The sequence below is a fragment of the Nonomuraea sp. NPDC049504 genome (assembly GCF_040676845.1).
GTDB classification, from domain to species: Bacteria; Actinomycetota; Actinomycetes; order Streptosporangiales; family Streptosporangiaceae; genus Nonomuraea; species Nonomuraea salmonea.
The window spans coordinates 188,133-208,479 of sequence record NZ_JBFAPT010000003.1 but is presented as its reverse complement, the minus strand read 5'-3'; the positions used below and the strand labels follow the sequence as shown (position 1 = coordinate 208,479).

The window sequence follows — 20,347 nt, the reverse complement described above, 5'->3', positions numbered from 1 at the left end:
GATCAAGGGCTTGCTCAGCACGCTCATCGCGCGGCGCGCCCGATCGGCACTATCCTTCAAAGCAGCAGCACCGAGCAGGAGGTGGCGGAGATCAGCGAGTTCCTAGTCGTCGTCCTTGTGGTCCTGGCGTTCCTCCTGCTTCTGGGCGGGCTGGGCATCTGGCTGCTGGTCAAGCTGGGCAAGAAGGCAGCGGTCAAGGCCAGGGAGGCCACCTCCCGCATCACCACCCACGTCAACGCCATGGGCGCCGGCGACGCCGCCGAGGTCGAGCGGCTCCGGCTCGACCTGCGCCGCGAGGTCGCGCTCACCCGGCAGGCCGTCGAGCAGGCCCAGCGTCAGGGCTGGGGGCTCGGTGAGCTGCCCCGGCTGCTCGCCGACCTCACCGCCCAGGCCGACGTGCACGACCAGCAGCTCGGCATGTACGCCCAGCAGCGCCGCCTGTCCCCCTACGTCGACCACGCCACCCTCGACCGGCTGCGCCAGCACCACGCCACGCTGACCGCCATGTGCGCCCGCCTGCGCGCCGACCTGCTGAGCGACCAGGTGCACCACACCGGCGCCGGCATCGCCGACCTCGGCCAGCGCACCGACCTCGAGATCGAGGCCCGCCGCCAGGCGCCCGACCCCCTCGACGAGATCGACGACCTCTACCGCCGCACGATGCAGGAACGCAAAGACCTCCCCTGACATGGCGGGGGCGGCCGCCGACCCGCTGAGTCCCGCCGGATCCCGCGCCCCACGCGGGGAGGACAAGCCGGATCCCGCGCCTCACGCGAGGAGGTCCCGCCGGATCCCGCGCCTCACGCGAGGAGGTCCCGCTGGAACTCGTGTCTCACGCGAGGAGGTCCCGCTGGAACTCGTGTCTCACGCGGGGAGGAGAGTCTTGAGGGTGCGCGCGAACGCCTCGGGATTGTCGAGCATGATGTTGTGCCCCGACTCCGGGATGCCCACCACCCGCACCCCGGCCGCCCGCAGCTCCTCGGCCCCGGCCGGCTCGTCACCCTCGGGGAACAGGAAGGCGCGCGGGATCGTCAGCCCGGCCAGCAGCTCCCGCATCGCCGGTGTGCTGCCCCGGGCCAGGCTGACCGCCGTACGGTGCAGGGCGCGCAGGTCGGCCAGGCGCATCGTGGACCACCAGTGCGGCCCCACCCGGTCGCGCACCTCCTTCCAGCCGCCCGACACGAACTCCTCCTCGCCGTAGGCGGCGATGCCGCTGGTGCCCGGGCGTACGGGCGTCGCCGGGTAGGGGTCGAGGTTGGCGTCCACCAGGACCAGGTCGGCCACCAGGCCGGGGTGGCGGGCGGCCAGCACGATGGCGACGGCCCCGCCCATGCTGTGCGCGATCATCGACGCGCCCTCCACGCCCGCCTTGTGCAACGCCTCCGCGAGGGCGTCGGCGTGGGCCTCCAGCGTGTACGAGAAGTCCTGCGGCCGGTCGCTGATGCCGAACCCGAGCAGGTCGATGAGGAGGGAACGGTGGCGCGGCAGCAGCGGGTGGGCCGCGACCTCCGCGTAGTAGGGGGCCGAGGTGGCGCCGAGGCCGTGAACGTAGACGCGGGCCGGCTCCGCGCCCGGCAGCTCGACCCAGCGGATGCGGGCGCCGCCCGGGTGGACGATGGCATCGTGCATGAAGGCTCTCCTCGTGTATCGGTCTCAATATATATCGATGCCGAGGTATGATCGGAAGCATGCTGGAGCTGGCCATCCTGGGTTTTCTCAGGGATCAGCCGTTGCACGGTTACGACCTGCGTACGCGGGTGGCCGCCCTGATGGGCCACGTACGCCCGGTCGCCGACGGCACCCTCTACCCCGCGATCAAACGCCTGGCCACGGCCGGCTGGCTGCTCAGAAAGGACGAGCCAGGCGCCGCCGCAGCCCCCCGCCGCATGCTCTATCTGACCCAGGAAGGCCAGGAGGAGTTCGAACGCCGCCTCCGCGACCCGGCCGACCTCGATATCAGCGACGAAAACCGCTGGTTCACGCTCTTGGCCTTCCTCCGGCACCTGAACAACCCAAAGGACCAGGCGAACGTCCTCAGAAGACGCCTGGCCTTCCTGGAACAACCGACGAGCTTCTTCTACGACGGCCCCCGCCCGATGGCCGCCGAGGAGTTCCCCGACCCCTTCCGCCAGGGCCTCCTCACCATCGCCCACGCCACCACCCAAGCCGAGCTGACCTGGCTCCACACCACCCTCGCCACTTTGGACTCCCTCACCAGGCCCTAGGCACGCCCCGCTACGAAGGAAGCGAGCGGAAGTGAGGTTGATCCCCAGGAAACCCGCCACACAAGGGACCCGCCACACAGGAGATCCGCGATAGCGAGACCGCCCCGGGCAGACCCACCACGAAGGAGGCCACCGGTACTGCAGTCGCCCCTCAGGCAACCCGCCACAAAGGGGGCCGGCAGTAGCGAAGACGACCTTGAGGCGCCCCGCCACGCAGCGGACCAGCAGTGGAGGGGTCAGTCCTCTGGCTGCGGTCCTGCCGTGGGTAAGCGGGCGGCTGGGAGGTGACTTGCGGGGTAAGGGGTTGGGGGTTGGTTTCGGGGGCCGTGGTCAGGAGGTGGAGCCGCTCTTGCGGGTGACCTCACCCGTCGCGGCGTCGATGGCGACTTCCTGCTTGGTGCCGTTGGCTGTGATCACGTCGGACTCCCAGACGGTCTTGTCCTGCTCGTCGTCCAGGTTCAGCTCGGTGATGCGCCCCTCGGGCACCGCGGCGACGATCTTGTCGGCGGCCTGGGCGTAGTCGAGCTTGGCCGCGGTCAACCGCTCGCGGTGCTTGGCCTTGTCGTCGGCGTCGTCCTCCTCGGTGGTGGGGCCGTTGACGACCTTGCCGCCCTCGACGTCCAGCTGGTGCTCGGTGCCGTCCTCGCCGACGACCTGGACCTCCCAGCGGCGGCCGTTCTCCTCGCTCTCCATGGAGATGACCTTGGAGCCGGGCACCGCCGCGATCGCCGCCTGCCCGGCTTGCTTGAGACCTTCCAGGCTGGCCTGGGCGTCGCCCGGCGCGGGACTGCCGGTCCCCTCACCGGTCTCCGTGCCGGTCGGTGTGCCGGTCGGGCTGTCAGCCGGGCTGTCGGTGGGAACGGCGGTGGGCGTGCCTAGGGTCGGCGAGGAACGTACGGTCAGTCGTTCCGCCTCGCTCGTCACGGCGCCGCAGCCTCCTGCGAGCACCGTGGCACCGACCACGGCACCGATGATCGACTTGTTCATACCCTGAACGCTGCCCCCCAGAAGGTAAAGCATTCCCGCAGGTCACAGGCCACCCCACAGCCGCTCCCTCACCTCACGCGGGCCTACGTGAGCCGCAGACCGAAACGCGGGTCCGCGTGAGCGCAAGCCGACATGCAGGTCCCCGTGAACGCATGAGCGCAAGTCGAGATGCGGGTCGCCACGCCGGGGCCCGCCTCACGGCCTCCTTCGAGCGGGAACCGCCGCGCAGAGACTCCTCCACACGGAACTCCGCCTCACGGAAACACCGCCTCACGGAAACACCGCCTCACGGGAACACCGCCTCATGGGGACGCCGCTGCTTGCGGGCCGCCGCATCCCGGCGGGGTCGCTTCACGTGGTGCGGCTCGCGTGAGGCCGCCCCGTGCGGGGCCGCCTCACGCCTGGTCTTCCTACTGGACGCCTGCTTCGCGCATGTCGCGGAGTTCGCGCTTCAGTTCTTTGATCTCGTCGCGGAGGCGGGCGGCCACCTCGAACTGGAGGTCGGCGGCGGCCTGGTGCATCTGCTCGGTCAGCGACTCGATCAGGGATTCCATCTGGGCGCGTGGCATCTCGCCGGCGATCGCCTTGGCGTGCTGGCCGGCCTGGCGGGCGGCGAAGCCGGGGACCGGGGCCTTGCCTCTGGACTGCTGGCGGCCGCCGCCCATGAGCTGCTGGGTGTCGGCGTCTTCGCGCTGCAGCGAGTCGAGGATGTCGGCGATCTTTTTGCGCAGCGGCTGCGGGTCGATGCCGTTGGCCTCGTTGTAGGCGATCTGCTTGGCGCGGCGCCGGTTGGTCTCGTCGATGGCCCGCTCCATGGAGGGGGTGACCTTGTCGGCGTACATGTGGACCTGACCCGACACGTTACGGGCGGCCCGGCCGATGGTCTGGATCAGCGACGTCTCCGAGCGCAGGAAGCCCTCCTTGTCGGCGTCGAGGATGGCCACCAGCGACACCTCGGGCAGGTCGAGGCCCTCACGCAGCAGGTTGATGCCGACCAGCACGTCGAACTCGCCGACGCGCAGCTCGCGCAGCAGCTCGATGCGGCGCAGCGTGTCGACCTCGCTGTGCAGGTAGCGGACCCGGATGCCGAGCTCGAGAAGGTAGTCGGTGAGGTCTTCCGCCATCTTCTTGGTCAGCGTGGTGACCAGCACGCGCTCGTCGCGCTCGGCCCGCTCGCGGATCTCGTGGACGAGGTCGTCGATCTGGCCCTTGGTGGGCTTGACCACGATCTCGGGGTCGACCAGGCCGGTCGGGCGGATGACCTGCTCGACCACCTCGCCCTTGACCCGCCCCAGCTCGTAGGGGCCGGGCGTGGCCGACAGGTAGACGGTCTGGCCGATGCGCTCCAGGAACTCCTCCCACTTCAGCGGCCGGTTGTCGAGCGCCGACGGCAGCCGGAACCCGTGGTCGACCAGCGTGCGCTTGCGGGAGGCGTCGCCTTCGTACATGGCGCCGATCTGCGGGACGGTCTGGTGGGACTCGTCGAGGACCAGCAGGAAGTCTTCGGGGAAGTAGTCGAGCAGCGTGTTGGGCGCGCTGCCCGGCTCGCGGCCGTCCATGTGGCGCGAGTAGTTCTCGATGCCGGAGCAGGTGCCGATCTGCCGCATCATCTCGATGTCGTACGTCGTGCGCATCCGCAGCCGCTGCGCCTCCAGCAGCTTGCCCTGCCGCTCGAGCTCGGACAGCCGCTCGGCCAGCTCGGCCTCGATGCCGGCCACGGCCGCCGCCATGCGCTGCTCGCCCGCGACGTAGTGGGAGGCGGGGAAGATGTAGAGCTCTTCGTCCTCGGTGATGACCTCGCCGGTGAGCGGATGCATGGTCGAGAGCTTCTCGATCTCGTCGCCGAACATCTCGATGCGCACGGCCAGCTCTTCGTACTTCGGGATGATCTCGATGGTGTCGCCGCGCACCCGGAACGTGCCGCGGGTGAAGGCCAGGTCGTTGCGGGTGTACTGCATGTCGACCAGGCGGCGCAGGAGCTGGTCGCGGTCGATGTCCATGCCGACGCGCAGGCGGGCCATGCGGTCGACGTATTCCTGCGGCGTGCCCAGGCCGTAGATGCACGACACCGACGCGACCACGATGGTGTCGCGGCGGGTGAGCAGCGAGTTGGTGGCCGAGTGGCGCAGCCGCTCGACCTCGTCGTTGATCGACGAGTCCTTCTCGATATAGGTGTCGCTCTGCGGGACGTACGCCTCAGGCTGGTAGTAGTCGTAGTAGGAGACGAAGTATTCGACCGCGTTGTTGGGCAGCATCTCGCGCAGCTCGTTGGCGAACTGCGCGGCGAGCGTCTTGTTGGGCTGCATGACCAGGGCGGGCCGCTGCAGCCGCTCGATCAGCCACGCGATGGTGGCGGTCTTGCCGGTGCCGGTGGCGCCCAGCAGCACGCTGTCCTTCTCCCCGGCCTTGACGCGGCGCTCCAGCTCGGCGATGGCCGTCGGCTGGTCGCCCGAAGGAGTCATCTCGGTGACGACCTCGAAGGGCGCCACCTTCCGCTGCAAATCAGTGACCGGTCGCATGTTGCCACTGTAGGCGGCCCCACCGACAGAAACGGTCAGGGCGGCCACTCCCCTGAACGGCGGGGCAGGGCATCGCCGCGAAGCCCCGGGGTGGCCGATGAACGCCGCCGGTGATCGCCGATCGTCGCGCTCCCGCTACAGCCAGCAATACCCATATGGCATCACATTGCAAGCGAACCGTAAGCAGTAGCCGATACGGTCGAATCCGCCTGTAGCGGAAAAGGAAGGTTTCATGTCACGACCCAGAGAGGCACTGATCCAGGCAGGACGGGGCGTAGCCCAGGCGGTGGCCCAAGGGGGTGACGTACGCCAGGCCGTCGGCCAGGCCGTGGGGCAGTACACGGGCCAGGCCGGGCCGGGTGGTCAGGGCGGCCAAGGTGGCCAGGGCGGTCAGGGCGGCCAGGGCTTCGCGCTGAACCCGCACGACTTCGCCGCGGCCCGCGACGGCGGCCCCTCGCTGGGGACCGTCATCGAAGCCAGGACGGCCTCGCTCAACGAGGCGGGCGAGATCGTCAACCGCAGCTTCACCGAGGACGGGATGCACGTCATCTCGCCGGTGGTGATCCCCAAGGGCAGCACCGCCAAGGTGATCGTGCCGCTGGGCATCCTCGTGCTGCTCGGCCTCATCGGCGCGCTCGGCAACATCGTCCCGAACGCCGACATGGTCTTCGGCCCCCACTACTGGGTGGTGCTGGTGCTGGCCGCCGCGTTCCTGTGGTGGCGGCGCAGTGTGGTGATGGTGCCCGAGGGCTGCAAGGCGCTCATCACGCAGTTCGGCAAGCTGGTGCACATCGCCGACCCCGGGCGGGTGACGCTGTTCAACCCGTGGAAGCGGGTCAGCTACATCGTCAACACCACGCGCGAGTACCCGTTCAACGCCCCGATCAGCGAGGCGCCCACCCAGCAGGGCGTCAAGGCGAGCGTGGACCTGTTCCTGCAGTTCAGGATCGAGAACCCGGCGGAGTTCATCTTCGTGCTCGGCTCGGTCAGCGGCTTCCAGTCCAAGCTGCAGAACGCCATCAGCGAGGTCACCCGCTCGCTCATCTACGCCCAGCGGGCCGAGGAGATCTACGACCTCGTCGGCGAGAGCACGCTCGGCATGCTGGAGAGCCTCAACCAGCAGTTCCTGCCCGCCGTACGGCTCACCGACGTGAACATCACGCACGCCGAGCCGTCCAGCCAGGAGTACCGCATGGACCTGGCCGCGCCCGAGATGGTGCGCGTCGCCAAGGAGGCCTACACCTACGAGTACGAGCTCCAGCTGCGCAAGGAGCAGAACGAGGGTGACCTGGTCAAGGAGCTGGCCGGGCTGCAGGAGACGCTGAGCGCCATCCAGGCGGAGATCGCCGGTTACCAGGCCCGCATGGACACCGCGCTCGAACGCGCCACCCACCAGGCGACCGCGCAGGCCAGGCAGCGCCTGGTCGAGGCGGAGTCCACGGCCAACGCCAACGCCGCGCTCCTGGAGGCGCAGGCGCTGGACATCAGGGCGCTGTCGGCCGCCGAGGCTCCCGAGATCCTCGACTACCGCTTCCAGCAGGACCTGCTGGCCAAGCTGGAGTCCGTCGCGACCCGGCTGCCGCAGGTGGTGCAGGTGGGCGAAGAGACCGACATCGACTTCCTGGTCCTCGCCCAGCAGCTCGTGGGCGGCAAGGACGCGGCGCTGTTCTCCGCCGAGGACATGGCCGCCATCCGGGGCAGGCTCGACGAGATCGCGGCCCGCGTACGCGACCGTGAGCGGGAGATCTCCGGCCTGCTGCAGAAGACCGCGGCCGGCGTGGAGGAGCCGCCGCACACGCCGGAGCCGGACACCGACCTCGAAAGCACCGTCGAGCGGCTGCTGCCGGGCGGTAAGCACCACGGAGAGCAGCCTGGGAGTGGCATCTGATGAGCAGGGAATTCTCGAAGATCAAGGAGTCGCTGGCCTCCTGGAGTGAGATCCGCCAGCTCCTGCGCGGCGGCGAGCAGGGCCAGCTCGTGCCGGTCGTCATCCCGAAGGACCGGCGCGGCTTCGCGTGGATGACGCTGGTGTTCCTGGCGATCTACTTCGCCGGCATGGCCGTGATGACCGACTTCACGCTCATCGCGGCGTTCGCGGCGCTGGTGTCCCTGCTGCTGGCGCTGCTCACGATGTGGCGCAAGGCCATCATCGAGATCGAGGAGGGCACCACCGGCGTGCGCAGCCGCTGGGGCGCCATCACGGGCACCCTCCCGCCCGGCCGCCACTACCTGTGGCTGCCGTGGGACCGGGTGGACGCCGTGGTGGACACCTCGACGGAGATCCCGTACTCGGCGCCGATCGTGGCCTGCCCCACGGCCGAGAACGTGCCGCTGAAGTCGATCGAGTTCTTCCTGAAGTTCAGGATCGTGGACCCGGTGGCGTTCGTCCGCACGATCGGGGCGGGCAACTTCGACCTCGTGCTGTCCAGCGCCGTCCAGGACGCTATCAGGCAGCGCAGCCGCCGCGTCAACACCGAGCGCGCGTACGACCTGCGCGGCTCCGACGTCGGCGACATGCAGGACGCGCTCAACCGCCAGCTCGGCCGTTACGGCGTGCGCATCACCGGCGCGAACATCCCCGACGTGCAGCTGCCCGACCAGTACCAGCAGCACCTGGCCACCCGCGAGAAGGTCGCCAAGGAGCTGTCGGCCTACGAGCGCGAGTGGGAGCTGACCCGCAAGCGCCGCATCGACACGCTGCTGATGGAGATCGAGCGCTCCAAGAAGACCCGTGACGCCCGCGTGGTCGAGGTCAAGGCCGCCTACAACACCGCGCGCAAGGACGTGGCGCGCATGCTGGAGGAGCAGGAGACCGAGGCGCAGCGCGTGACGTGGGAGATCGAGGCGCGCGGCAGGGCCGAGCTGACCGCCGCCGAGAACGAGGCCAAGGCGCTGCGGCGGCTGGCCGAGTCGTACCGGGACAACCGGGCCGTGCTGCAGTACGAGCTGGCCCGCAGGCGCCTCGACGTCGGCGCCAAGCTCGCGGAGAACGCGCCGCAGCCGCTGGTCGTCAGGACCCAGCAGGGCCAGTCGGACTCCGCGCTCAGCACCCTCCTGCTCGCCCAGCTGCTCCCCCGCATCTCGGGGACGGGGGCGGGAAACGTGAACGGCCACTCACCTTCCGCTTAGGAGAACCCCATGGTGTTCCGCAAACTGATGGCCGCGTTCGGCGCGGGCGTCGAGGTCGACACGGTGCTGACCGACACGAGCGTCAAGCCGGGCGGGCCGCTGCGCGGCGTCGTCCACTTCCGTGGCGGCAACTCCGACTACAAGGTCGAGGGCATCCACATCGACCTGACCGCCGTGGTCGAGGTGGAGTCGGGCGACAACGAGTACAAGACGAGCTACAGCTTCCTGCGCCAGCAGGTGGCCGGGACGTTCCAGCTCGCGGCGGGCGCGCAGCACCAGCAGCCGTTCGAGATCGCGATGCCGTGGGAGACGCCGATCAGCGCGATCGCCGGGCATCCGCTGCACGGCATGAAGCTGGGCGTGCAGACGGAGCTGGCGCTCGCGGGCGCGCTCGACAAGGGCGACCTCGACCCGCTGTACGTCGGCCCGCTGCCGGCCCAGGACCACGTGCTCGGGGCACTCGACCGGCTGGGCTTCCAGTTCAAGAAGGCCGACCTGGAACGCGGCACGCTGTACGGCTCGACGATGCCGTTCTTCCAGGAGATCGAGTACTACGCGGGCGGGCAGTGGCGGCGCCACTTCAACGAGCTGGAGCTGACGTTCATCGCCGGGCCGCGGCAGATGGACGTCATCCTGGAGGCCGACAAGCGGGGCGGCTTCCTGACCTCCAGCCATGACGCGTACAACCGGTTCACCGTGCGCTACGACGAGCCGCCGCAGGCGGCGGACGCGGCCCTGCAGCGCGGGCTGGAGCAGATGGCCCGCCGCCGCGGCTGGTTCTAGGCGTTCTGAACCCGGGTCACGGCGAGCAGATGGCCGCTGACCCCCAGCAGTGACGGCTCGCACTCGATCTGCCGGGCGGCGTCGAGCAGCAGCTCGCGCCGCCCGTCGTCGTCCAGCCAGTCGTCCACGTCGCCGTAGAGCCCGAATGCGCCCTCCAGGCCGTAGCGGCGCGGCTCGGGCAACCCGGCGGCGGTGAACTCGCCGGGGATGTCGCCGGGGTCGTGCAGATAGCCGCGGAACCCGCCCAAGGGGTTCGTGGAGATCATGACGCCCGTCTCCATCGCGGTGCGAGCGGCCGCGCGCCCCTCCTCCTGGAGGAGGAGCCCGAGGCGCACGCCTTCGTGGAGCGCGGCGTACCGGCTGATGAAGGCTCCGGCCACGATCCCGCCGGGCCGGACGGCGCGGCGGGCCTCGCGCAGCGCGCGCAGCCGGTCGGCGCGCTCGGGCAGGTGGTAGAGCGGGCCGAGCAGCAGCACCGCGTCGGCATCGCCGTCGGGGACCGGCAGGTCGCGAGCGTCGCCGAGGCGGGCGGTCACGCCGGGCAGCTCCGCCGCCTCGCTCACGTGCAGCGGCACCGGGTCGATCACCTCGACCTCGTAGCCCTCGGCGGCCAGCCATTCGGCGTGCACGCCGGTGCCGCCGCCCACGTCGAGCACGCGGGCCGGCGCCGGAGGCAGGGTGCGCAGCAGCACGTCGCGCGTGCGCCAGAACTCCAGCCGACCGCGACCCTCGCGCAACCGCGTACGCTCACCGCCGCGCTCGTAGTAGGTCATCAGAGCGGGATCCATGATCATATTCCCGGATCCTACGGGCGCTCTCGCGCCGGAGGCGAGGCGATATCCCCGTGCGGCCAGGGGTTTCCGTCTCCGCGTGACCTGGCAGCCACCAGGTGCGGTCGTTACCATGACGACGGGCACTGACTGATCGTCGGCACGGGCGGGGCGGGGCGCATGGGACGGTTGAAGGCGGCGTTGCGACGGACCGCCCCGTGGGCGGCGCGCAACGCCGACGGCGCCATCGCGCTCGCGCTGGCCTTCGTGGTCGGCGTGCTCGGCATCATGCCGCCGGAGATCTTCGGCAGCGAGGGCGACAAGATCCAGACGCAGCTGGTGAACTCGTCGTCCCTGGTCATCATGGCGCTGGTGGCCACCGCGCTGCTGCGCGACCGCGCCCGCCAGGCCCCCGTCGAGCGGACGATCACCTCGGGCGCGCTGGCCGAGCTGCCGATCCGGCTGGCCCGCCTGGAGGAGATCGAGACGCTGGCCCACAGCACCCGCCACGCGCTCGACGCGCTGCAGCTCGTCCGCGTGCTGGGCAGCAGGCAGGAGATCGCCCAGTGCCACGCCGAGGCCAGGCGCGACACCGCGCGCTGGCTGTTCAAGGGCGGCACCGGCACCTACCTGCGGGCCGTGACGCTGCCGCAGTGCGTGGCCGCCGCCCGCAGGGACAAGCGCCACCTCACCGTACGCGTCGAGGTCATCGACCCGTCCGACCTCGAGGTGTGCGAGACGTACGCCCACTACCGCCGCTCGCTGTCCGACACGCCCGACGGCACCGGCGAGACGTGGACGACCGACCGGGTCAGGAAGGAGTCGTACGCGACCGTCCTGGCCGCCTTCTGGCACCGGCAGCGCTACGGCCTGCTCGACATCGGGGTCGGCCTGTCGTCCACGATGACCACGTTCCGCTGGGACCTGTCCTCCAGCCGCCTCATCATGACGGTCGAGGACCCCAACAAGGCCATGACGGCGCTCGCCGACACCTTCTACTACGAGAACTGCGACACCGAGCTGCGGCTGAGCTTCGAGCAGGCGCGGCGGGTGCCGCTCGAGATGTACAGGAAGGTGCCGCTGAGCGACGAGCCCACGATCGAGGAGGTGCAGGAGTTGTTCGAGCGTGTGGGGCTGCCCCTGCCCAAGTCCTACAACGGGCACGACGTCGTCGACATCGCCCGTAAGGCGCTGCGCGCCGTGGACCCGTACGCATGAGCCGCCGGCTCGTCCGCAGGGCGGTGGCCGAGGGGCGCGCCAGGTCGTGGGCCCTGGCGGAGCTGGCGCGGCCCGGCCTGACCGCGGTGCGCCACCCGCTCGGGTTCGTCTGCCTGCCGCTGGAGCGCGACGGCGGCGACGGCGTGTGCCTGCACGTGTGGTCGAAGGCGCTGGCCCACGCCGAGACCACCACCTCGCAGATCCACTGCCACAGCTGGGACCTGGAGAGCCACGTGCTCTACGGCCAGGTCCGCAACGTGCACGCGGTCGTCGCCGACGCGGGCGCCGACGCCACCCACCGCGTCTACGAGGTGGTGAGCGGGGCCGACGGCGACCGCATCTCGCCCACCGGCCGCACCGTGCGGCACGCGACGGGGCTGGTGGAGGTCTTCGGGCCGGGCGAGACGTACACGCTGGCCGCCGACCGCTTCCACAGCAGCGTCGTGCCGGAGGACGGCGAGGCGGCCACCATCGCGCTCGGCAGAGGCCGGCCGGGTGGCCGCGACCTGTCGCTCGGCCCGCTCGGCGGCGGCGCGCACCACGTGGCCAGGCAGCCGCTCGACGCCGACGAGACGGCGCTGGCCGTCCGGCTGATCACCGCGCATCTCACCTGAGAGGGCAACGCCGATGGACCTGGATCACGCTCGCACGGTCGCCGTCGAAGCCGCCGAGGCCGCCGGGGCGCTGATCAGGGAGGGCACCAGGCGCGCGCTGCGCGTGCACGCCAAGGGCACGGCCGGCGACATGGTGACCGACCTCGACCTGGCCTCGGAGAAGCTGCTGCTGGAGCGGATCCTGACGGCCTTCCCCTCGCACGCGGTGATCGCCGAGGAGTCGGGGCTGAACGGCTCCGCGGGCGGCGAGTGGACGTGGCTGGTCGATCCGCTTGACGGCACCAACAACGTGGCGATCGGGCTGCCCGCGTACGTGGTGGGCGTGGCGCTGTGCCGGGCCGGGCTGCCGCAGCTCGGCGTGGTGCACGACCCGGTCTCTGGACAGACGTGGTCGGCCGTCAGGGGCGGGGGCACGCTGGCCTCGTCAGGGGGGCGGCTGTCGGCCCCGTACGCGCCCAGCCCGCACGGCCCGCTGCTGGCCTGGATCCAGGGCTACGGCATCGCCAGGGACGACCCGACCGTGCTCAGGCTGAAGGCGGCGCTCGACCTCAACGCCCGCAGGGTGCTGCAGCTGTGGACGCCGCTGCTGTCGTGGGCGATGCTGGCCCGCGGCGACATCGACGGCATCGTGGGCTACCGCACCGGCGTGGTGGACCTGCCGGCGGGCGCGCTGCTCGCGCAGGAGGCGGGCATCGAGATCAGGGCGCTCGACGGCGGCCCGTACGACGAGTGCGTCAGGGGCGCCGCCGACGTGCGCAGCTACGTGGCGGCCCACCCGCGCGCCCTGCCAGGGCTGCTCGCGCTCCTCCAATGAGGAGAAGTGCGCGCACGCAGTGTGTCGTTCTGCGATGAGTTACGCCGCTCCGCGCGGTCTACTCAAGTGACGCCGGAACCCGGCGCACCGCGGAGAGGAGCCCGACATGATCACCACCACCGAGCTGGCGCAGGTGCTCTTCGTCACCCCCCTGCAGCCCTCCGACGAGCTGTCACCCTCCCAGATCCGCTCGGCCGTGGACGCGCGGCTGTGCGCGTGCGGCGGCGACCCGTCGTGGTGCGCCGCGTACGTGGCGCAGGAGGCCGGCGACCACCCCGAGACGTACGCCCCCCGCATGCGGTGGGCGCTGGCCGCGGTGGCCGGCGCCTACGAGCCCGTCGCCGCCTGAGTAAGCCGCCTGAGTAAGCCGCGTGAGTCAGCCGAACGTGACCAGCGCCCACACCGTCGCCGCCGTGCCCACGACGGCCAGGCCGGCGCCGATGAGCAGGAAGCGCCGCATGGGCACGGCCACGTCGTGGCGGCGGCACGACTCGAACCACAGCAGCGTCGCCAGCGACGCCCACGGCGTGATGACCGGCCCGACGTTGGTGCCGGCCAGCAGCGCCAGCAGGTGGTCCTGCTCGGCGGCCGGGATGACGGTCTCGACCGCCTTGTACGCCGGCAGGTTGTTGATCAGGTTGGACAGCCCGGCCCCGACGGCGGCGGTGCGGTAGGGGTCGCTCTCGGTGCCGATCAGCCAGGTCATCAGCGCCGACAGGCCGTGCCCGCTGAGCGTCGGCACCACCAGGAAGAGCCCGGTCACGAAGATCACGAGCTGCCACGGGATCAGGTGCCAGGTCAGGCGCTCGCGGGCGCGCAGCACGAAGGCGGCCACGACGACGACGGCCGCGGCGCAGGCGGCCACCGCGACGTGCGCGCCGACCAGCAGCAGCACGATGAACAGCAGGCAGCCGGCCGCGGCCGCCCCGAACAGCACCCGGTCGCCGACGGGCTCCAGCACCGGCGGGGTGTAGCGCAGGTCGCGGCGCTCGCCGCGGCGCCAGAAGAACACCCACAGGAACACCATCGTCACCGCGATCGCGGCGATCTGCGGAGCCCACATGCGGGCCGCGAACTCCTGCGTGCTGAGGCCGATCTTGCGCATGCCGAGCAGGTTGGTCAGATTGGAGACCGGCAGCAGCAGGCTGGCGGTGTTGGCCAGCCAGATCGTGGTCATCGCCAGGGGCAGCGCGGCGATGCGGGCGCGGGGGGCGAGGGCGAGCATGACGGGGGTGAGCAGGACGGCCGTCGTGTCGAGGTTGAGGAAGATCGTGACGAAGGACGCGAAGGCCGTGCAGAGGAAGAAGAGCGCGGCGTAGTTGCCGCGGCCCAGCACCGCCATCCGCGCCGCGATCGCGTCGAAGACCTGCGCCTCCTTGGTCAGCTCCGCCACCACGATGATCGCCACCAGGAAGATCAGCAGCGGGCCGATCTCGCTCAGGCTCTCGACGGCCGCGTGCCAGGGCAGCAGCCCGGTGGCCACGAAGACCAGCCCCAGGATCAGGAGCCCGATCCTGATCCAGTCGAGTACGCCAAGACGCCGCAACACCCGACGATGATCGCACACGGACTGCAAATCGCCGATGCCACAGGGGATACTGAGGAAATGGCACGTGACGGCAGGCCGACCGACATCTTCGTCAGCTACTCCCCCGCCGACACGGCCTGGGCGACCTGGATCGCCTGGGAGCTGGAGGCGGCGGGCTACAAGACCATGATCCAGGCGTGGGACTTCGTGCCGGGCACCAACTTCATCGACTTCATGGACCGCGGCGTCAGCGAGGCGCGGCTCGTCGTCGCCGTGCTCTCGCGCAACTACCTCGGCTCCCGCTACGGGCGCATGGAGTGGCAGGCCGCGCTGCGCGCCGACCCCGACAACCCGTCCAACAAGCTCGTCACCATCCGCCTGGAGGACGTGCCGCTCGAAGGGCTGCTGTCCACGATCACCTGGGTCGATCTGCTCGGCGTCACCGACCCTGGCCAGGCCAGGGCGCTGCTGCTCGGCCGGGTCGGAGAGGCGCTGGCCGGCCGCGCCAAGCCCGAGGCCGCGCCCGCCTTCCCCGACGGCACCAGCAGGCCGGTCCCCGTGCCGACGCTGCCGGCGCCCGCCGAGCGGCCGAGGGCCAGGCGCACGCCGGTCACCGCGCCCACGTTCCCGCCGTCCGCCGCGGGCGGGCGGGGGCGCGAGACGATCAGCGTGCTGCACATCGGCGGGCCCCGCTTCGGGCGGGGGCTGCCCGAGCCCGGCGACCCGTTCACGCCCGAGGACATGCAGGCCCGCATCTGGGCCGACCTGACCGCCATGTACGACCGCGGCATGCCACGCCCCGACCTCATGGTCGTCGCGGGCGACCTCACCGAGTCGGGCACGCTCGGCCAGTTCGGCCAGGCCACCAGGTTCGTCACCGACCTGCGGCTGCTGCTCGGGCTCGAGCCGCACCGGCTCGTCCTGCTGCCCGGCCCGCGCGACGTCACCAAGGCCGCCGCCAGCGCCTACTTCATGACCTGCGAGGCCGACGACGTCAGCCCGCAGCCTCCTTACTGGCCCAAGTGGCGGCATTTCGCCACCCTGTTCGGCGAGGTCTACCAGGGGCTCGACGACCGGGTGTTCGACGGCGGGCAGCCGTGGAGCCTGTTCGAGGTGCCCGACCTGCGCGTGGTCGTGGCCGGGCTCAACTCGACGATGGCGATGAGCCACCTGGAGCGCGACGCGTACGCGCTGATCGGGGAGGCGCAGGCGGCGTGGTTCGCCGAGCGGCTGCGGCCGTACGAGGAGCGCGGGTGGCTGCGGCTCGGCGCGATCGGTCACCCGCCGGCCGAGCTGCGCGACGCCGCCACGTACGAACGGCTGCTCGGCCGCCGGCTCAACCTGCTCTTCCACGGCGGCGCCGGCACCGCGGCCGAGGGCCGGGTGGCCGCGCCGCGCGCCGGCCGGCACCAGGTGATCGAGATCGGCCCCGACGGGCTGCGCACCTGGCTGCCCGACGAGGGCACGCCCGAGCGGGTCAGGGCCAGGTGGCGGGCCGCGCAGACCACGTTCACCGGGCAGACGCCGCCCGCGCCGCCGCCCGCGCCCGAGCCGGAGCAGCGCGCGCCCAGCCCCGTCGAGCTGCTGCTCGACCGCATCGCCGAGGTGTGCGAGGCCCGCCACGAGCGGGCCAGGATCCGCAGGTTCGACGCCCACCTCGTGGTCACCCACCCCGAGGACGGGTTCGTCCGGCAAACCATGATCGGCGCGTACGTCGGCGAGCCCACCGTGGAGAGCGCCGACGGCTTCGTCCGCACCGCCCACGCCGCCGGGCTCGCGGCCGAGCTGGTCTACCAGGGTCCGCCCGCGCCGCGCGCGGTCCGCGACGAGCTGATGCGCAAGGGCGTGCGGCTGCGCAGCTTCACCGAGTTCCAGGGCCTGCTCGACCTCAGCGGCTACGTCACCGAGCAGACCGCGCGGCTCGCCTCCGACCGCCGCTACCCGCCCGGCCTGTACGTCCCCCAGCGCTACCGCGAGCTCGACCGCCCCGGCAGCGCCGTCAGGGCCGGGCTGACCGACGAGATGATGCGGCTGCTGTCGGCCGACCACGGCCGCTTCCTGCTGCTGCTCGGCGACTTCGGCCACGGCAAGACGTTCGCGCTGCGCGAGCTGGCCCGCCGCATCCCCGCCGAGCTGCCGCACCTGACGCCGATCCTCATCGAGCTGCGCGCGCTCGACAAGGCGCACTCGGTCGACGCGCTGGTGGCGGCGCACCTGGCGAGCCACGGCGAGGAGGTCATCGACCTCAAGGCGTTCCGCTACCTGCTCAGGCAGGGACGCATCGTGCTGCTGTTCGACGGGTTCGACGAGCTGGTAACCAGGCTGACCTACGACCGGGCGGCCGACCACCTGGCCACGCTGCTGTCGGCGGCCGAGGACAAGGCGAAGATCGTGGTGGCCAGCCGCACCCAGCACTTCAAGTCGCACAGCCAGGTGCTGACCTCGCTGGGCGAGATGGTGGGCGTGCTGCCGCAGCGGCGGGTGCTCGGCGTGGAGAACTTCGCGCCCGACCAGATCAGCTCCTACCTCGCCAACAGGTTCGGCGACGACGCCGAGGCCGGGGCACGCATGGCGCTGATGCGGGAGATGGAGGACCTGCTCGCGCTGGCCCAGAACCCGCGCATGCTGAGCTTCATCGCCGACCTCGACGCCGACCGCCTGCGTACGGTCGCCGAGGCCCGCCACACGATCAGCCCCGCCCTGCTGTACGAGGAGATCCTCACCTCCTGGCTGGCCTTCGAGGAGCGGCGGGCCAAGGTGCCGGGCTCGACCGGCGGGCTCAGCGTCGAGGAGCTGTGGCGGGCGGTGACCGCGCTGGCGGTGCGCCTGTGGGAGTCGGGCGACGCGCTGCTCGGCATGGACGAGCTGACCGAGATCGGCGAGACGCTGACCGACCTGGCCGACGGGCAGCTGTCGGCCGCGCACGCCGCGTTCCGCATGGGGTCGGGCAGCCTGCTCGTGCGCACGGAAGAGGGCATGTTCGGGTTCATCCACACCTCGGTGATGGAGTGGCTGATCGCCCGCCGCATCGCCGCCACCATGGACGACCCGGTCCTGCTGTCGCGCCGGCCGCTGTCGGCGCTGACCGTCGAGTTCCTGTGCGACCTCGCCGACGTACGCGCGCTGCGCTCCTGGGTGAACCACCCGCCGGCCGACGACGTCTCCCGCGCCAACGCCGTCAAGATCTCCGCCCGGCTGCGCACGCCCGCCCGCGCCGACCTGCGCGGCGCCAACCTCAAGGGCGAGGACCTGTCGGCCAGGGACCTGCGCGAGGTCGACCTGACCGGCGCCGACCTGTCCGAGGCGACGCTGGTCGGCACCAACCTGTCCAGGGCCGTGCTGAAGGACGCCCGCCTGACCGGCGCCAGGCTCGACGCCGCCCAGCTCGCCGGGGCCGACCTGCGCGGCGCCGACCTGTCGGGGGCGCGGCTGGCGCAGGTGGACCTGAGCGACGCGGCCGTCGAGGGCGCCCGCTGGCACCGCGCCACGCTGATCGACGTCACCGGCACGCTGCCGCACCTGCCGGGCGCTGCCGTGGTGCCAGGACAGCCGGTCGAGGTGGAGTTCGCGCCCGCCGGCATCGGCGTCCCGTACGGCTACCACTTCCAGACCAGCCGCCTGCCCGAGCCGATCGCCTACAGCCCCGACGGCGCCACCCTCGCGGTCGGCAACGAGGACGGCGGCGTGCTGCTGTGCGTGGGCGGCGCGCCCGTGCGCACGCTGCAGGGGCACCGGGGCCGCGTCTACGCGGTGGCGTTCGCCGGCGAGCTGATGGCCACCGGCGCGAGCGACGGCGTCGTGCTGCTGTGGGACGCGCTGACCGGCGAGCCGCTGCGCCGCCTGGAGGGCCATCCCGACGGCGTCTGGCCGCTGCGGCTCAGCGCGTCGGGCGACCTGGTGGCGGCGGGCGGCGGCGACGGCGTCGTCCGCGTGTGGGAGAGCGCCACCGGCCGCCTCGTGCACGAGCTGACCGGGCACCGGGCGCCCGTCTACACCGCCTCCTTCGGCCGCTCCGCCCTCGTCACCGGCGACGCGGCCGGCACCGTCCGCGTGTGGGACCTCGGCTCCGGGCAGATGAAGGAGACGCTCGGCGAGCACCGCGGCAGCGTCTTCCGCACCGTGCACAGCCCCGACGGCCGGCTGCTGGCCACCGGCGACGAGGCGGGCACCGTACGCCTGTGGGACACCGCGACCTGGACCCGCCTGCACGAGCTGACCGGCCACACCGGCAGCGTCTACTCGCTGGCGTTCGCGCCCGACGGCTCGCTGCTGGCCAGCGGCGACACCGCCGGCGCCGTACGCCTGTGGTCGCCGTCGGGCGAGGAGCGCGGCGTGCACACCACCCACGCGACCAGCGTCTACCAGGTCGCCTTCAGCCCCGGCGGGCAGATCCTGGCCAGCGGCGACGCCAACGGCGTCGTACGCCTGCAGCGGCTCGGCGACGGCAACAGGGTCGAGCTGACCGGGCACCGCAGCTCGGTGTGGCCGTTCGTGTTCAGCCCCGACGGCCAGGAGCTCGCCACCAGCAGCAACGACGGCACCGTACGCCTGTGGGACCCGCACAGCGGCCAGTGCCAGCGGGTGCTGCGCGGCCACGGCCGCCGCATCTCCTCGGTCGCCTTCAGCGCCGACGGCTCGCTGCTGGCCACCAGCGGCAACGACGGCACCGTACGCCTGTGGGAGCCCCGCACCGGCCGCCGGCTGCGCGAGTTCACCGGCCACAACGACCGGCTCATCTCGGCCTCCTTCTCCCCCGCCGGGCCGGTGCTGGCCACCGCGAGCAACGACGGCGGCGTGCACTTCTGGAACGCTTCGACCGGCGACTACGAGCGCGAGCTCAACGCCGAGACCGAGCACGTGTGGGCCGAGGCGTTCAGTCCCGCCGGCGACCTGCTGGCCACGGCCAACGACGACGACACCGTCCGCCTGTGGTACCGGCCGACCGGGCGGCTGGCGGGCAACCTGACCGAGCATCGCGGGCGGGTGCGCTCGATCGCGTTCAGTCCCGACGGCGACCACGTGGCCACCGGCTGCGACGACACGCTCGTCAGGGTCTGGCACCTGCCGACCGGCCGCCGGGTGGCCGTCCTGGAGGGGCACAGCGACCGGGTCTACTCCGTCTCCTACTCCCCCGACGGCCGCTTCCTGGTCAGCGCCGGCAACGACGGGCGCGCCCTGGTGTGGGAGCTGCCCCCCGGCCACGCGCCGCGCCTGGTGCACACGCTGCGGCACGAGGGGCGGCTGTGGAGCGCGGCGTTCGGCGCGGCGGGCTCGCTGCTGGCCACCGGCGGCGACGACACGCTCGTCCGCGTCTACGACGCCGCCGGCGGCGACCTGCGCCACACCCTGTCAGGCCACAACCGCCGCGTCTGGTCGGTCGCCTTCAGCCCGGCGCCCGGCTCCGAACTGCTGGCCAGCGCGGGCGACGACGGCGTGGTGATCCTCTGGGAGGGCGGCGCGCGGCGGGCGACCCTGCTGGGGCTGCCCGAGGGGTGGGCGGCCCTGGCGCCCGACGGCCGCTACAAGCTGCAGGGCGATCCGGGCGGGCAGTTCTGGCACGTGGTCGGGATGTCGCGGTTCGAGCTGGGCGAGCTGGACGCGTACCTGCCGGGGGTGCGGCAGGTGCCGCTCGACACGCCCTTCTAGAACACCTCGATGCGGTCCATGCCGATCACCGTGCTGCCCGAGGCCGGGTTTCCGGAGATCAGCGGCATGATCCGCCGTACCGTCTACGCCGCCCGCTGCTTGTCGGACGAGGTC

The 20,347-nt window shown here is 71.7% G+C and carries 15 protein-coding genes; 10 read left to right on the top strand and 5 right to left on the bottom strand.

Annotation, left to right across the window (positions count from 1 at the left end; translation table 11 throughout):
- Positions 1-81: 81 nt before the first annotated feature.
- Complete coding sequence (locus tag AB0K28_RS07380) at positions 82-687, top strand: hypothetical protein (protein ID WP_364366248.1); 606 nt, start codon at positions 82-84, stop codon at positions 685-687.
- A gap of 177 nt (positions 688-864) precedes the next feature.
- On the opposite strand, the gene AB0K28_RS07375 is transcribed toward AB0K28_RS07380, so the two are convergent.
- Positions 865-1,629 (bottom strand): alpha/beta hydrolase, encoded by a 765-nt coding sequence (locus tag AB0K28_RS07375; RefSeq protein ID WP_364366246.1) that lies wholly within the window; start codon positions 1,627-1,629, stop codon positions 865-867.
- A 59-nt stretch (positions 1,630-1,688) separates the two neighbouring features.
- Here AB0K28_RS07375 and AB0K28_RS07370 point away from each other — a divergent pair, with 59 nt between their 5' ends.
- Complete coding sequence (locus AB0K28_RS07370; RefSeq protein WP_364366244.1) at positions 1,689-2,225, top strand: PadR family transcriptional regulator; 537 nt, start codon at positions 1,689-1,691, stop codon at positions 2,223-2,225.
- Positions 2,226-2,555: 330 nt separating this feature from the next.
- On the opposite strand, the gene AB0K28_RS07365 is transcribed toward AB0K28_RS07370, so the two are convergent.
- On the bottom strand, positions 2,556-3,212 hold the full coding sequence (locus AB0K28_RS07365; protein ID WP_364366242.1) for a PepSY domain-containing protein: 657 nt from the start codon (positions 3,210-3,212) through the stop codon (positions 2,556-2,558).
- 410 nt (positions 3,213-3,622) lie between these two features.
- Positions 3,623-5,731: an excinuclease ABC subunit UvrB gene (gene uvrB, locus AB0K28_RS07360; RefSeq protein ID WP_345401594.1), complete on the bottom strand. Its 2,109-nt coding sequence runs from the start codon at positions 5,729-5,731 to the stop codon at positions 3,623-3,625.
- 232 nt (positions 5,732-5,963) lie between these two features.
- On the opposite strand from uvrB, the gene AB0K28_RS07355 reads away from it, so the two are divergent.
- From AB0K28_RS07355 to AB0K28_RS07345, 3 genes are read left to right on the top strand one after another with little or no spacing between them, the layout of a single operon-like run.
- Positions 5,964-7,619: an SPFH domain-containing protein gene (locus tag AB0K28_RS07355; protein ID WP_364366240.1), complete on the top strand. Its 1,656-nt coding sequence runs from the start codon at positions 5,964-5,966 to the stop codon at positions 7,617-7,619.
- The gene (locus AB0K28_RS07350) at positions 7,619-8,860 is read left to right on the top strand and encodes an SPFH domain-containing protein (protein WP_364366238.1); all 1,242 of its coding nucleotides are present in this window, start codon (positions 7,619-7,621) and stop codon (positions 8,858-8,860) included. Before AB0K28_RS07355 ends, AB0K28_RS07350 begins: the two co-directional genes overlap by 1 nt.
- Positions 8,861-8,869: 9 nt before the next feature.
- The gene (locus AB0K28_RS07345) at positions 8,870-9,643 is read left to right on the top strand and encodes a sporulation protein (protein WP_364366236.1); all 774 of its coding nucleotides are present in this window, start codon (positions 8,870-8,872) and stop codon (positions 9,641-9,643) included.
- Here AB0K28_RS07345 and AB0K28_RS07340 read toward each other — a convergent pair.
- On the bottom strand, positions 9,640-10,437 hold the full coding sequence (locus AB0K28_RS07340) for a class I SAM-dependent methyltransferase (protein WP_364366234.1): 798 nt from the start codon (positions 10,435-10,437) through the stop codon (positions 9,640-9,642). The two genes, AB0K28_RS07345 and AB0K28_RS07340, sit on opposite strands and share 4 nt — an antisense overlap.
- 156 nt (positions 10,438-10,593) lie before the next feature.
- On the opposite strand from AB0K28_RS07340, the gene AB0K28_RS07335 reads away from it, so the two are divergent.
- The 4 genes from AB0K28_RS07335 (at position 10,594) to AB0K28_RS07320 (ending at position 13,408) form a co-directional block, all read left to right on the top strand.
- The gene (locus AB0K28_RS07335) at positions 10,594-11,631 is read left to right on the top strand and encodes a hypothetical protein (RefSeq protein ID WP_345401588.1); all 1,038 of its coding nucleotides are present in this window, start codon (positions 10,594-10,596) and stop codon (positions 11,629-11,631) included.
- Positions 11,628-12,245: a hypothetical protein gene (locus tag AB0K28_RS07330; protein ID WP_364366232.1), complete on the top strand. Its 618-nt coding sequence runs from the start codon at positions 11,628-11,630 to the stop codon at positions 12,243-12,245. Before AB0K28_RS07335 ends, AB0K28_RS07330 begins: the two co-directional genes overlap by 4 nt.
- 13 nt (positions 12,246-12,258) lie before the next feature.
- Positions 12,259-13,059 carry an inositol monophosphatase family protein gene (locus AB0K28_RS07325; protein ID WP_364366230.1) on the top strand — a complete coding sequence of 267 codons (801 nt, stop codon included), beginning with the start codon at positions 12,259-12,261 and terminating at the stop codon, positions 13,057-13,059.
- 106 nt (positions 13,060-13,165) lie between these two features.
- The gene (locus AB0K28_RS07320; RefSeq protein ID WP_364366228.1) at positions 13,166-13,408 is read left to right on the top strand and encodes a hypothetical protein; all 243 of its coding nucleotides are present in this window, start codon (positions 13,166-13,168) and stop codon (positions 13,406-13,408) included.
- Positions 13,409-13,435: 27 nt separating this feature from the next.
- On the opposite strand, the gene AB0K28_RS07315 is transcribed toward AB0K28_RS07320, so the two are convergent.
- On the bottom strand, positions 13,436-14,608 hold the full coding sequence (locus AB0K28_RS07315; protein ID WP_364366226.1) for an SLC13 family permease: 1,173 nt from the start codon (positions 14,606-14,608) through the stop codon (positions 13,436-13,438).
- 57 nt (positions 14,609-14,665) lie between these two features.
- Between AB0K28_RS07315 and AB0K28_RS07310 the strand changes: the two genes are divergently transcribed.
- On the top strand, positions 14,666-20,233 hold the full coding sequence (locus tag AB0K28_RS07310; protein ID WP_364366224.1) for a TIR domain-containing protein: 5,568 nt from the start codon (positions 14,666-14,668) through the stop codon (positions 20,231-20,233).
- The last annotated feature ends 114 nt before the right edge of the window (positions 20,234-20,347 follow it).

Coding starts and splice junctions, on each gene's coding strand:
- AB0K28_RS07370 (WP_364366244.1), top strand. CDS start 1,689: ATGCTGGAGCTGGCCATCCTGGGTTTTCTCAGGGATCAGCCGTTGCAC.
- uvrB (WP_345401594.1), bottom strand. CDS start 5,731: ATGCGACCGGTCACTGATTTGCAGCGGAAGGTGGCGCCCTTCGAGGTC.
- AB0K28_RS07320 (WP_364366228.1), top strand. CDS start 13,166: ATGATCACCACCACCGAGCTGGCGCAGGTGCTCTTCGTCACCCCCCTG.
- AB0K28_RS07330 (WP_364366232.1), top strand. CDS start 11,628: ATGAGCCGCCGGCTCGTCCGCAGGGCGGTGGCCGAGGGGCGCGCCAGG.
- AB0K28_RS07350 (WP_364366238.1), top strand. CDS start 7,619: ATGAGCAGGGAATTCTCGAAGATCAAGGAGTCGCTGGCCTCCTGGAGT.
- AB0K28_RS07355 (WP_364366240.1), top strand. CDS start 5,964: ATGTCACGACCCAGAGAGGCACTGATCCAGGCAGGACGGGGCGTAGCC.
- AB0K28_RS07375 (WP_364366246.1), bottom strand. CDS start 1,629: ATGCACGATGCCATCGTCCACCCGGGCGGCGCCCGCATCCGCTGGGTC.
- AB0K28_RS07365 (WP_364366242.1), bottom strand. CDS start 3,212: ATGAACAAGTCGATCATCGGTGCCGTGGTCGGTGCCACGGTGCTCGCA.
- AB0K28_RS07345 (WP_364366236.1), top strand. CDS start 8,870: ATGGTGTTCCGCAAACTGATGGCCGCGTTCGGCGCGGGCGTCGAGGTC.
- AB0K28_RS07335 (WP_345401588.1), top strand. CDS start 10,594: ATGGGACGGTTGAAGGCGGCGTTGCGACGGACCGCCCCGTGGGCGGCG.
- AB0K28_RS07325 (WP_364366230.1), top strand. CDS start 12,259: ATGGACCTGGATCACGCTCGCACGGTCGCCGTCGAAGCCGCCGAGGCC.
- AB0K28_RS07340 (WP_364366234.1), bottom strand. CDS start 10,437: ATGATCATGGATCCCGCTCTGATGACCTACTACGAGCGCGGCGGTGAG.
- AB0K28_RS07310 (WP_364366224.1), top strand. CDS start 14,666: ATGGCACGTGACGGCAGGCCGACCGACATCTTCGTCAGCTACTCCCCC.